The sequence below is a fragment of the Hydrotalea sandarakina genome, assembly GCF_003254115.1.
Lineage (GTDB): Bacteria > Bacteroidota > Bacteroidia > Chitinophagales > Chitinophagaceae > Hydrotalea > Hydrotalea sandarakina.
Window position 1 is genome coordinate 123,359 of record NZ_QKZV01000001.1, and the last position, 13,064, is coordinate 136,422.

At 35.4% G+C, this 13,064-nt stretch carries 13 protein-coding genes; 5 read left to right on the forward strand and 8 right to left on the reverse strand.

All coding sequences use genetic code 11. From position 1 onward, the window contains the following. Positions 1–56: 56 nt before the first annotated feature. From LX80_RS00590 to LX80_RS00600, 3 genes are read left to right on the forward strand one after another with little or no spacing between them, the layout of a single operon-like run. A complete protein-coding gene (locus LX80_RS00590; RefSeq protein WP_111293108.1) occupies positions 57–1,073 on the forward strand; it encodes a dipeptide epimerase in 1,017 nt (338 codons plus the stop codon). Between the two features lie 24 nt (positions 1,074–1,097). Continuing rightward, positions 1,098–1,697 (forward strand): TrmH family RNA methyltransferase, encoded by a 600-nt coding sequence (locus LX80_RS00595; protein ID WP_111293109.1) that lies wholly within the window; start codon positions 1,098–1,100, stop codon positions 1,695–1,697. Positions 1,698–1,710: 13 nt separating this feature from the next. Beyond that, positions 1,711–2,199: a TlpA disulfide reductase family protein gene (locus LX80_RS00600; protein WP_170120343.1), complete on the forward strand. Its 489-nt coding sequence runs from the start codon at positions 1,711–1,713 to the stop codon at positions 2,197–2,199. Here the strand turns inward: LX80_RS00600 and LX80_RS00605 are convergent. From LX80_RS00605 to miaB, 7 genes are all read right to left on the reverse strand, one after another. Beyond that, entirely contained in the window at positions 2,196–3,170 is a 975-nt protein-coding gene (locus LX80_RS00605; RefSeq protein ID WP_111293111.1) for a YihY/virulence factor BrkB family protein, read from the reverse strand. The two genes, LX80_RS00600 and LX80_RS00605, sit on opposite strands and share 4 nt — an antisense overlap. A 2-nt stretch (positions 3,171–3,172) precedes the next feature. After that, positions 3,173–4,207: an endolytic transglycosylase MltG gene (mltG, locus tag LX80_RS00610; RefSeq protein WP_111293112.1), complete on the reverse strand. Its 1,035-nt coding sequence runs from the start codon at positions 4,205–4,207 to the stop codon at positions 3,173–3,175. 66 nt (positions 4,208–4,273) lie between these two features. Further along, on the reverse strand, positions 4,274–4,603 hold the full coding sequence (secG, locus tag LX80_RS00615; protein WP_111293113.1) for a preprotein translocase subunit SecG: 330 nt from the start codon (positions 4,601–4,603) through the stop codon (positions 4,274–4,276). 1 nt (position 4,604) lies between these two features. Next, positions 4,605–5,891: a hypothetical protein gene (locus LX80_RS14410; protein WP_170120344.1), complete on the reverse strand. Its 1,287-nt coding sequence runs from the start codon at positions 5,889–5,891 to the stop codon at positions 4,605–4,607. Between the two features lie 22 nt (positions 5,892–5,913). Beyond that, entirely contained in the window at positions 5,914–6,477 is a 564-nt protein-coding gene (gene lptE / locus LX80_RS00630; RefSeq protein WP_111293116.1) for an LPS assembly lipoprotein LptE, read from the reverse strand. Beyond that, positions 6,461–7,744 (reverse strand): sigma-54-dependent transcriptional regulator, encoded by a 1,284-nt coding sequence (locus tag LX80_RS00635; RefSeq protein ID WP_111293514.1) that lies wholly within the window; start codon positions 7,742–7,744, stop codon positions 6,461–6,463. Before LX80_RS00635 ends, lptE begins: the two co-directional genes overlap by 17 nt. A 40-nt stretch (positions 7,745–7,784) precedes the next feature. Continuing rightward, positions 7,785–9,209 carry a tRNA (N6-isopentenyl adenosine(37)-C2)-methylthiotransferase MiaB gene (gene miaB, locus LX80_RS00640; RefSeq protein WP_111293117.1) on the reverse strand — a complete coding sequence of 475 codons (1,425 nt, stop codon included), beginning with the start codon at positions 9,207–9,209 and terminating at the stop codon, positions 7,785–7,787. A gap of 209 nt (positions 9,210–9,418) precedes the next feature. On the opposite strand from miaB, the gene LX80_RS00645 reads away from it, so the two are divergent. Beyond that, positions 9,419–10,462 (forward strand): DUF3078 domain-containing protein, encoded by a 1,044-nt coding sequence (locus tag LX80_RS00645; RefSeq protein ID WP_111293515.1) that lies wholly within the window; start codon positions 9,419–9,421, stop codon positions 10,460–10,462. Here the strand turns inward: LX80_RS00645 and LX80_RS00650 are convergent. Then, positions 10,442–11,560: a 5-(carboxyamino)imidazole ribonucleotide synthase gene (locus LX80_RS00650; protein WP_111293118.1), complete on the reverse strand. Its 1,119-nt coding sequence runs from the start codon at positions 11,558–11,560 to the stop codon at positions 10,442–10,444. The genes LX80_RS00645 and LX80_RS00650 overlap by 21 nt on opposite strands. Before the next feature lie 296 nt (positions 11,561–11,856). Between LX80_RS00650 and hppD the strand changes: the two genes are divergently transcribed. Further along, positions 11,857–12,993, forward strand: coding sequence for a 4-hydroxyphenylpyruvate dioxygenase (gene hppD / locus LX80_RS00655; RefSeq protein ID WP_245897899.1), 1,137 nt, complete (start codon positions 11,857–11,859; stop codon positions 12,991–12,993). Positions 12,994–13,064: the final 71 nt, after the last annotated feature.

Consider the following 13,064-nt stretch of genomic DNA (forward strand, 5'->3'; position numbering starts at 1 on the left):
TATTTTTTTTTAGGCATATTGATATTGCTTTTCTTTGCTTTTATTTTTTACAATCCATGAAATTATTTTATAAGCCCATAGCATTACCATTTGAATATCCATTCACCATTTCAGGGGGAAGAACAAAGACACATCAACCGGCTTTATTAGTTGCCTTACAGTTAGGTAATTATATAGGTTATGGCGAAGCCCCTGCTATTCAATATTACAATGTAACTGTTGAAGAAATGGTAGCAGTGCTTGAGCAAAAAAGAAACTTTGTTGAAAAGTTTGCACTTACCGAACCGGAAAGATATTGGCATTATTTGCATCATTTACTTCCCAATCATCCATTTTTGGTTGCTGCATTAGATATGGCAGCTTGGGATTTATTTGGCAAAATGGAACAACAACCAATTTATAAAATTTGGGGTTTAACTTGGGAAAATACACCACTTACCGATTACACAATTGGCATTGATAGTGAAGAAAAAATGATACAAAAAATGCTTGCCAAGCCATGGCCTATTTATAAAATTAAATTGGGCTTTGAAAATGATGTTGCATTAGTTGCTGCATTGCGCAATAAAACCAATGCTGTAATTAGGGTAGATGCGAATGCCGGTTGGACTTTAGAAGAAGCTTTAATAAAAATTCCTGAGTTAAAAAAATTAGGGGTTGAGTTTATTGAACAGCCGCTGGCAAAAGAAAACTGGGAAGGAATGAAAGTATTGTTTCAACAATCACCCTTACCTCTTATTGCAGATGAAAGTTGTGTAAGTGAACATGATGTGGCCAAATGCAAAGATCATTTTCATGGCATCAACATTAAACTTACAAAATGTAGTGGATTAACTCCGGCTAAGCGAATGATTCATGAAGCTCGAAATTTAGGATTAAAAGTCATGATGGGAAGCATGAATGAATCAACAGTAGGTTCAGCAGCCATAGCGCAATTTTTACCTTTATTGGATTATGTTGATATGGATGGCCCCTTATTATTAAAAGAAGACATAGCAACAGGTTTAGAATTTAATGAAGGTAAGGTTCAAATAAAAGGAAATACCGGCTTAGGTATTGCGTTAAAACAATAATTAGTTAAATCATATTAATAATTTATGACACCCGAACGTAGCCAAAAACTGTGGAATGTGTTGAATAAACGTCAACCCAATTTAACAGTGGTAATGGAAAATGTACAAGACCCGCATAACATATCTGCAGTAATGCGTAGTTGTGATGCAGTGGGCATTCAGGACATATATATCATTACAACAAAAGTACCTCGCCATCGCAAATTTGGGGCAAAGAGTAGCAGCAGCGCCGCAAAATGGTTAACGATTCATGCGTTTGATAGTGTTGAATTATGTTATGAAGCCTTGCGAAAACAATATAATAAAATTTATACTACTCATTTAGCTTCTAATGCGGAATCTCTTTATTCAATTGATTTTGCTGTCAATAGTGTGGCTTTGGTATTTGGCAATGAACATGAAGGTGTTAGTGAATTGGCAAGAGAATTGGCCGATGGAAATTTTATTATTCCACAAGTGGGTATTATTCAAAGCCTGAATATTTCTGTGGCTTGTGCGGTTAGTATTTATGAAGCATTTAGGCAAAAGCAAGTAGCCGGACACTACAATCAACCCGCATTAAATGCTGCGCATATGCAAACGGTTATGGAACAATGGGGGCTTATTGAAAATGAAGAAGTATAATAAAATTCATTGTATGAAGATTTCAATGTTGGTAATTGCGCTTTTCTTTTCAGTTTGTATTGTACAAGCACAAAATATAAGAAAAGTAAAAATTAAGGAGGTGTTGCATTATATCGACACTACTCAAAAACCCGTTGTTATTAATTTTTGGGCCACCTGGTGTGCACCGTGTGTACATGAACTGGCCTATTTTGAAAAAGAAATACAAAAAGCTGCCGGCGATAAAGTTCAAATATTGTTGGTAAGTGTTGATTATGCAGATGACTATCCAAAAACAATTGAAAAATTTATACAGGAACATGGTTACACATCAACCGTATGGTGGTTAAACGAAACCAATGCCGCCGATTTTTGTCCTAAAATTGATAAAACTTGGAATGGAAATATTCCTGCTACATTGATGTATAATCCGTCAACTCATTACCGTAAGTTTTATAACAGGCAATTAACTGCGCCCCAAATTCCTGAAGCTGTAGAGCAATTGTTAAGCACTGCCAATTAATTTTGGAACTCTTCTTTACGAATATTCTTTTTCTTTTGTTCTTGGCCCTGCTGCGCTTGTTGTTGCAGTACCGTAATACTAACATTTAATTCAAAACCAATTAAAAGAATTAAGGAGTTTAAGTAAATAAGTAACATAATAATTAACACCGTGCCGATTGAGCCATATACTTTGTTGTAACTACTGAAGTGATTAACCCAAAATGAAAAGCCAATGGTTGTAAGTAACATTAAAGTTGTTGCTAAAATAGAACCGGGGGAAATTAGTGGCCATTTTTTTTGAATGGCAGGAGCAAAACGGTAAATAAAAGCAATGCCAAAAAATATAAACAATACAATAATGCCCCACCTTACGGTGTTCCACCAAGGATAAAATGTTTTCTTTTTAAAATGAAAAAACTCACGCAATAAACCTGCTAATTCGCCTTGGCCAATCAATACCAAAAGTGAAGCAAGAACTAATAAGATTAATAAAGTGGTTAAGCGAATAGCGCGCCATCTTCTATGCAGGAAATAAGCTTTTTTTTCAGAAATAGATTTATCAAAAGTTCTAATAATACCCATGGTTGCATTCGATGCATAAAATAGCACCAAAATAAAACCGAACGAAAAGATACCCACATGTTTTTTCAGTAAATCGTTTATAAGGGTATTAATTAATTTATAGGTATTTGAGTTGGGAGTTAAATCTTTAAATAAGTTCAGCATTTGCCCTTTAAAGTCGAATGAGTCGGGTAAATAAGGAATGATGGAAAAAATGAATAAAAACGCAGCAGGTAAAGCCATTATTAAATTGAATGAAATAGCTGAAGCACGATCAATAATGCCAATTTTATTGATTTGCTGAAAAAAAAATCGAATAACATAAAATAATGGAATGCCTTTGAAACCCGGAATAACAATTTGCTTGCTTTTTTTAATAGCAAAAGCAATAGGTGGAAAGGTAATAAGTTTAAGCTCCAACTTTGTCACGCTTACTTTTGTTTTTGTTTTTTTGCCATTTCAGCATCAAGTGCTTGTTGGTATTGTTTTGCATAAAAGCTATGCTCAGCAAAATTACTGCTAAAGTGGCTGTAGCCGCTAAAATCGCTTTTCGCTACAAAGTATAGATAGTTGGTTTTGGGTGCATTTAAAACTATGTCAATACATTTTGCAGAAGGCGTACAAATGGGTCCAGGCGGTAAACCCTTGTTTCGATAGGTGTTGTAGGGTGAAGGGGTAAACAAATATTTTTCATAAATACGCGTTAGAGCAAAATCCTTCATGGCATATTTGATGGTAGGGCAAGCTTGTAAAGCCATATTTTGATTTAATCGATTAATATAAACACTTGCAATTTTACCTCTTTCCTCATCTATATTTGATTCTTCCTCAACAATAGAAGCTAAAATGTAAACCTGTTTGGGTGATAATCCAAGGGCTTTTGCTTTTTCTAATCGATCATTTTTGCTCCAAAAAATAGAATCTGCAACCGATAAACGATTAAAGATTTTTCTTAAAGAAGTATTCCAATAAAAAGTATAGGTGTCCGGAATAATGATGGTGAAAACGGTGCTTGTATCAACTTTATAAGGCAATAAAGAATCATTGCTATTCATAAAATTCATTACCTGACTTGAGTCAATAGCAAAATTTTTGGCAATGAGTTTAGCCAAATCCTCTTTTAATCTTAGTTTATTAATTACCAGGTTAACGGCAGCCTGCTGATTATTTTTCAGCATCCGCACAATGGATAAAGCACTAGCGTTTTTATTGACTTCATATTTGCCGGGCTTTACGTGCTTGGCAATATTTAATTCTTTCAAAACAAATTGAAACGGCCAGCCCCGTTTAATAATGTGTTGTTTTAGCAAAGCTTGTGTTATTAAACTGGCTGATAAACTATCTTCCGACAAAGTGAAATACTGCTTTTTTTCCGAGAAAGCTGTTGCAGGGCTTTTTAAATAAATAAAAAATGCAATAGCTAAACCTGCTATAATAAGCACAGCTAAACCAATTACCTTTCGCATAGAGGTTCAATATAATAAAAAACCCTGTCTGTTACAAACAGACAGGGCAAAAATATTTTTTACTGTTTACTTAGTGGCTGGGGGAGTATTTAAAGGAATACTGTTGGCCGGAGTTGTATTTTGGTTAGTGTTTACTTTTTGAATAATGGAAGTATCAGGGCCTTTTGTTGAGCCTCTGAAAATTAGGGTAGAGAATAAAGCAAGTACACCTATTATAGCTGCAAATAACCATGTTCCTTTTTCTAAAACATCAGTTGTTTGTTTAACACCCATAATTTGATTGCCAAAACTACCTACATTGCCTGCTAAACCACCACCTTTGGGGTTTTGAATTAAAACAATAAACCCTAATGCTACACAAGCAATTACAATTAAAATAATAAAAACTACAGTCATGCTATATTTCTTTTAGTTGTTCAATTTTTTTTGCAAAATAAGCGGATTTATCAGGATCTAAAAAACTTAATTTAATATAAACCTGCACAGCTTTATCTATTTTGCCTTGTTTTACCAAAACTTCAGCCATGGTTTCCGTAATAATTTCTTTGGTTTGATTGGAAGTTTGGGCAATACCCGGTATAATACTATCAATTTCAGTTTGATGATGGGCTTGCATTTCAGGGGTTTGCTGGTTTTTGACAATTTTTAACCAGTCGGTAAATTTTAATAACTGTTTACTTAGTTTGTCTTGTGGTTCTCTGGTTAAATCGGCTGTAATACCCAATGAACCAAAATAATCAATGGTATGAAAATGAACCGGTTCATAAGTTAATTCCTCTTCCGACTCAACCGGCTGTTGAAAACTGGCCCATTGAGCTGCAATAGTTTCGGTTAATTTTTCATTTTCTTCAACTAATTCGGTACTATTATTGTCAGTTAACGGCTGCTCAATGCTTTCTTCTTCTGTATGAGAGTTGCTTTCTAACTCAACATCCTTCAATTGCCGTATTTGCTCGGCAATATCCATATTGTTGGTTGGCTCAACTATTTTATTGTCAACTTCCTCATTTGAATTGGATATTGTTAAAACAGATTTGTCTTGTTCAATATCTTCAACAACTTCATGCCCAAGTGTATGTTCTTGTTCAATTGGGGAAGATTCATGCTGCGCATCAGAATCATCAACTTCCTTTAAATTTACGTCAGTTGGTAAATTTGCTTCAGTTGGTAAATTTGCTTCAGTTGGTTCGTGCTGCGAAAGTTGATGCTGTTCATTTTCATTTAGTACTTCATTATTCGTATTAATTTCAGCTGTAGCTTCTATTGGTAATGCTTCAATTTTTTCATTCTCTTCAACAGAATGGGCCGGCATTTCCTCAATTGTATGCTCAATATCATTTGTGCTACTATGCAAAGCCGGTACTTCATCTACCAAATCAGCATTGTCATTCTGTATTGTAATTTGGTCAGTGGCTTGTGTTACTTGTAAAGGGGCTGCCTCTTTTTCGTTTACGGTTGCAAGTAAATACTGCATCCAGTTTATATTGCCTGATGACGCCCAAATAAAAGCCATTGTAGGATTTGAAATAGCTTGATGATTGAGCTGTAGTTTCGCTGCCAGTAAAACTTGTGCGGGTGTAAAGAATGGGTATTCTGTACAAATTTGCTGCAAATTTTCAATCGCAACTTCTTGTAAAGGTTGTTGCAATAGGGCATAAGCAGTTTGATTGATTACAGCATTCATGTTGTGAAAATACAATATTTATTTACCAGTTCGAAAAAATATGGTTAAAAATATCATCTGTAATATTGCTTACAATAGTTGAAAGTAATTGCCCCTCTGCTTGTTGTAAGGATAGGTTAGAAGAAAAGTCGTAATTACGGCTTACATCAAATTCGTCGGTTTTATTATCAACATTGTTTTTTACGGTAATATGGGCAGCAACAGTTAATCGGTTTGCTGTAGCTTGCTGTGAGGAAATGGCAGCCGTGGAAACGGAATAATCTGAAATGTAACCGCTAACTACCAAATTAGCATCATCGCTATTAGTGCGAATTAATTTGGTTTGACTGGCAATTTTTAATTGCAGTTTATCCGTTAATTGTGGGCTTAATTGTGGGTTAACATAACTGGCTCTATTTTCAATAAATCCAATTTTGATGGTTTTGATTTTTGAATAATCTATTGACACATCTTTAAATGAATAAATTTTACAAGCATTCAATAATGCAAAGCCTAAAAATAAAAGTATTTGCAATGCATAGTTTCTGGAAAAGCTTTTGTGCCCAAGTTTTATTTGGATGAATGATAGTTTATTCTTCAATGTCATATTCTTTCAATTTACGGTAAAGGGTACGCTCACTAATGCCCAAATCAGAAGCGGCATCTTTTCGTTTGCCTTTGTGTTTTTTAAGTGCTTTAATAATCAGTTCTTTTTCTTTATCCATAATATTCAACGATTCTTCAACAACCTCATGATGGTGTAAATCGTCGTGATTAATTAATAAGGGTTGATTGCCTGTACCAATTACAGGAGTTGTTATCGGGCTTGCCGGTGAGGGTATGGTACCCGGAAACACCGGATGTAAACCATCTTCATGATGGGCAGCATCATGAATTAATGATTCCTTTGTAAACTGTGCGGCAGTTCCTGCTAAAGAAGGATTCTTTAAAATTTCCAGGAACATTTTTTTCAACTCTGTTACATCTTTTTTCATATCGAAAAAAAGTTTGTAAAGAATTTCGCGTTCATTCGCAAATTCAGGATGAGCTGAATCAGTTGTATGTGCTAATACCGGTAAATTATTGTTTTGATGTCTTTCGGGTAAAAATCTTCTTAATTCTTGCGCTGATAAAATTTGTTCGCTGCTTAGAACGGATATCTGCTCAGCCAAGTTTTTTAATTCGCGAACATTTCCCGGAAAGGGATATTGCATTAAAATCATTTTGGCTTCTTCACTTAATTGAACCGGATTGGTTTTATAACGTTCAGCAAAATCAACCACAAATTTTCTAAATAATAAGGGAATATCTTCTTTTCTGTCGCGTAATGCAGGTACGCGAATTGGAACTGTACTTAAACGATAGTATAAATCTTGCCGAAAGCGGCCTTTTTCTGCAAATTCAATTAATTCACGGTTGGTAGCTGCTATAACCCTAACATCGGTTTTTTGCACTTTAGATGAGCCTACGCGAATGAATTCACCTGTTTCTAAAACTCTTAATAAACGAGCTTGCGTACCCATTGGCATTTCACCAATTTCATCTAAAAAAATGGTACCCCCGTTTACTGTTTCAAAATAGCCCTTTCTACTATCTACCGCACCGGTAAAAGCACCCTTTTCGTGGCCAAACAATTCTGAGTCAATGGTTCCTTCCGGAATGGCACCGCAGTTTACAGCAATGAATGGATTATGTTTACGTGCAGAAAGTGCATGAATGATTTGTGAAAATACTTCTTTACCAACACCACTTTCGCCTACAATTAAAACAGTTAAATCGGTAGCTGCAACCTGTACGGCAGTATCTAATGCAAAGTTTAGGGCAGGTGAGTTGCCTATAATGCCAAATCGGTTTTTTATGCTTTGTAAATCCATACGCATTCATGTTAATTCATTCAGTTACTGAATTCTTATATTAAGCAACAATTTGTCCTATTAAAGTAGCCTGTGTTGCGCTTTCTACCTGCACATTTACATAGTCGCCCGGTTTAAAGTTGTAGTGAGCTTTTGGAAATACCAGCATTTTGTTTTGAGAGTTTCTGCCTTTCCAAAATGTGGCATCTTTTTTACTTTCACCTTCAATTAAAACTTCAAAAGTTTTACCAATATCTTTTTCATTACTTTTTTTCGATAGTTCATTCTGAAGATTGATGATTTCTTGTAATCTGCGTTTTTTTACTTCCTCAGGCACATCATCGGTAAATCTTCTGGCAGCTAATGTTCCCGGTCTTTCGCTGTAAAAGAACATATAAGCATAATCATATTGTGCATATTCCATTGCACTTAAAGTATCATTATGTTCTTCTTCAGTTTCAGTACAAAAGCCTGATATAATATCGGTACTAATAGCGCAATCGGGAATAATTTCTTTAATTCTATCTACTTTGGCTAAATACCATTCGCGGCTGTAAGTACGATTCATAAGTTGCAAAATACGTGTGTTGCCACTTTGAATGGGTAAGTGAATGTATTTGCAAATGTTTTTATATTTCGCCATGGTGTAAAGCACTTCATCCGTAATGTCTTTAGGATGTGAGGTACTGAAACGTACCCTTAATAAGGGATGAAGAAGTGCTACTTTTTCTAATAATTGGGCAAAATTTACAGTAGTGTTTGTTGATTCATCGAACCAATAATAGCTGTCAACATTTTGACCCAGAAGGGTAACTTCGCGAAAACCTTTTTCCACCAAATCTTTAATTTCTTCTATAATAGAATTGGCACTTCTGCTACGTTCACGACCGCGGGTAAAGGGTACAACACAAAAACTGCACATATTATTGCAACCGCGCATAATAGATACAAATGCAGTAACGCCATTGCTATCTAAACGTACCGGTGAAATATCAGCATAGGTTTCTTCTCGGCTTAATAAAACATTTACTGCTTTTTGTCCGGTTTCAGCTTCGGTAATTAAAGCGGGTAAACTGCGGTAGGCATCGGGTCCAACAACTATATCAACCAGTTTTTCTTCTTCTAACAATTTGGTTTTTAAACGTTCTGCCATACACCCCAAAACGCCAATTAACAAGTCAGGTTTTTGTTCTTTTATTTTTCTGAACTCGGTTAAACGTTTGCGTATGGTTTGTTCTGCCTTTTCGCGAATGGAACAGGTGTTTAAAAGAATTAACGAGGCTTCTTCAAATTGTCTTGTAGCCCCAAAACCTTCCTGGTGTAATATGGAAGCTACAATTTCGCTGTCACTAAAATTCATTTGACAGCCATAGCTTTCAATATAAAATTTTTTATGAAACAGGGCAGACTCTTGACCAACAGGTGCATAAGCTTCACCTTGCCGCTTTTCATCGTGTAATTTGGTAGGTATTTCAAATACGTTCATTGCACATTTTCATTTTGGAGTGCAAAAATACACTTTTAAAGCAAGCGGTGACACTTTGTCAGCAGTACATTGGTTAATTTTAAGGAAATGCCTTTACTTTTGTAAAAATTTGAGCAAGCCTATTTCATTGTTTTTACACTTTTTTTGCCCTGCTGGTGTTCTTATTGGAAATTAGCAGGGGTTTACTTGTATAAATGGCCATACTTAACATGAAATTACATAGAATTTTATTGCTTTTTTTCGCGTTTAGTTATGTAAGCGTAAATGCACAAGATATTTTAGTGAATACTCTTAAAAACGAAATTTATCGCCCGATAAAAAAAGACAAGGATAAAGATTCCATTAACTGGCTATGGAAGCGAGGAGGCTTGTTTAATTTCAGTTTATCGCAAGGCTCATTAAGCAATTGGGCTGCAGGTGGTGATAATTTTTCACTGGCACTAAGTTCGTACTTTAACTATTTTGTTTATTACAAGAAGGATAGGCATACTTGGGACAATAATCTGGATGTTAATTTAGGTTATATTCAAACCACAAGTTTGGGTGGACGTAAAAATGATGACCGAATTGATTATGTAAGTAAGTATGGCTATAAAGTTGATACATCAGGAAAATGGTATTTATCAGGATTATTCAATTTTCGGTCTCAGTTTTTTGATGGTTACACCTATTCAAGTGGCGTTCCGGTGTTTGCTTCCAGCTTTTTATCACCCGCATTTGTAATATTGGCTGCCGGTTTTGATTATAAGCCCACTTCTAAATTTTCTTTATTTCTTTCACCCATTACATCAAGATGGGTAATTGTTACGAATCAATATTTGGCTGATCAAAAAGCTTATGGGGTTGATTCGGGAAGGCATGTATTAAACGAGTTTGGTGCTTTTGCAACCATTAATTATAACACTACCATTTTAAAGAATGTTGATTACAGGGGTAGGGTTGATTTATTTTCGAACTATTTAAATCAGCCACAAAACATTAACTTTTTCATGACCAATCAATTTAATTTTAAAATCAACAAATATTTAACGGCTTCGTATAGTTTAGATATGATATATGATGATAATGTGAAAATATTTGGTCCCAATGGTGATTCGCCGGCATTGCAGGTAAAAAGCATGATAGGACTAGGGTTTAATATGCCTTTGAAGAAACGACACAAACCCGTTCCCGTTAACACGGCACCACCTTCCATTCCAACAATTATTGATCCTCGAATTAATTTAAACACATCAGGCGATCACCTTAATTAATTGTTTTATTTTATGTGCCTGATAAATTAGTTCGCTATCATCTTTGGCCATTAAAGTAACGTGGCCCATTTTGCGTCCGGGTTTGGTGGTTTGTTTCCCATATAAGTGCACAAAGGCTTGTTCAACTTTCAGTACCTCATTCAGGCCTTCATAAATGGGTGTGCCGGTATAGCCAGGTTCGCCCAATAAATTTATCATTGCTGAAGGGTTAATTAATTTAGTGTTTCCTAAAGGATAGCCTAATATAATGCGCCAAAGCATATCATATTGGCTGCAATAACTGGCTTCAATGGTATGATGTCCGCTATTGTGTACTCGGGGTGCGGTTTCATTTACCCAAATTTCCTGGTCTTTATCAATTAAAAATTCAATTGCAAACAAACCGGCGGTATTCAGTTCCTGAACTACTTTTATGGCAATGGCTTCGGCTTTCCATAATAATTCGCGACTAATTCGGGCCGGGGCAATTTGGTATTCTAAAATATTTAATACAGGGTCAAAAACCATTTCAGCAGGTGGGTAAATGGCAGTTTCGCCTTTTTTATTGCGGGCCACTATTATGGCAATTTCTTTATGAATGTTAATCATTTTTTCTAAAACAGATGGGTGGTCAAAACCTAAGGCAACTTCCTCTTTATTTTTAATTATTTGTACACCTCTGCCATCATAACCACCTTCGCCTATCTTATGTACCGCAGGAAAAAGATGGGTATGCTGCATCACCTCATTCAAAGTTTCAGTTATAACAAAAGGCGCAGTAGGTATTTGGTGCTCATGGTAAAATTGTTTTTGGTGTATTTTGTTTTTTATGGTTTTAATAGCAGAAGGTGAAGGATAAATGGCTAAACCTTCTGCTTCCAATTGCTCTAATGCAGCAATATTTACTGCTTCAATTTCTATGGTTAACGCATCTACCATTTTACCGAAGCGGTAAACCGTTTCATAATCGGTTATACTGCCCTGTACAAAATGATGGCATAAATGTGCAGATGGGCAGTTTATGTCATTTTCTAAAACATAGGTTTCTACCGTGTAATTGGCTGCAGCCTGTAATAACATTCTACCCAATTGTCCACCCCCTAATATGCCTACTTTCATATAAAGATTATTAAGTTTTAAGAAATTTATTTCCCCCTTACAAGTATACCTAAAGACTATTATGCCTATTTGAATTGCGAAGATAAATGCGAGGTAAATTGAAAATGAGTTTTTTAAAGAAATGTTTTAATTTTGAAATATGCTTCCTGATTATCCGCATAAAGTATTTAATGACCGCAGAGCCAACTATTGTTTGTTAATGCTGGCATTGGCTATGGACTCGGCCATCCAATTGTAATTGCATACCCTTAGCTATTCAATCGTTTTCTCATTTATTTAATTAATAATTTTTCAATATGTCTTTGCAAGTAAAAGAAGCAATTGGCATGCAAAATGCCGCCAATACTGATTTCCTACCTTTAGAAGGTACTGATTATGTAGAATTTTATGTTGGAAATGCCAAACAAGCAGCACACTATTATAAAACCGCCTTTGGTTTTCAAAGTGTAGCTTACTCCGGTCCCGAAACCGGCAATCACGCAACTGCCAGTTATGTAGTTAGGCAAAATAAATTAACATTTGTGTTTACTACACCTTTAAGGTCAACAAATCCCATTGCCGAGCATATATTTAAACATGGTGATGGCGTAAAAGCATTATCATTACGTGTACAAGATGCAACTGATGCATGGCATCAAACCACAAAACGTGGGGCTAAAAGTTATCTGGAACCCACTCATTTAAAAGATGAACACGGCGAAGTGGTAATGAGTGGTATTCATACTTATGGAGATACTGTTCACTTATTTATTGAAAGAAAAAATTATAAAGGTGCTTTTATGCCCGGTTATGTTGAGTGGAAAACCAATTATAATCCTTCCGAAACCGGTTTGCTGTATGTTGACCATTGTGTTGGGAATGTTGGATGGAACCAAATGAATAAGTGGGTGGCTTTTTATGAAAATGTAATGGGTTTCAAAAATATATTAACCTTTGATGACAATGATATTTCAACAGAATATTCAGCCTTAATGAGTAAGGTAATGAGTAACGGAAACGGGTTTGTGAAGTTTCCGATTAATGAACCGGCTGAGGGTAAAAAGAAATCGCAGGTTGAAGAATATTTGGAATTTTATGATGGTGAAGGTGTACAGCACGTTGCTTTAGCCACTAACAATATTATTGAAACAGTAACCGCTTTACAAAACCGTGGTGTTGAATTTTTAAAAGTGCCTGCCTCATATTATGAAACTGTTTTAGAAAGGGTAGGACACATTCAGGAAGATTTGGCCGCTTTACGGGAGCTGGGAATTTTAATTGATAGAGATGATGAAGGCTATTTGCTGCAAATATTTACCAAACCGGTAGAAGATAGGCCTACCTTATTTTTTGAGATTATTCAGCGCCATGGTGCCAAAAGTTTTGGTAAAGGAAATTTTAAGGCTTTGTTTGAAGCTATTGAACGTGAACAAGCCTTAAGAGGCAACTTATAAACATGCCTGCATAAATTTTACATTTTCTATTAGTAAGGATTCTGTATTTTCAATTTTAATTACTGATTTTT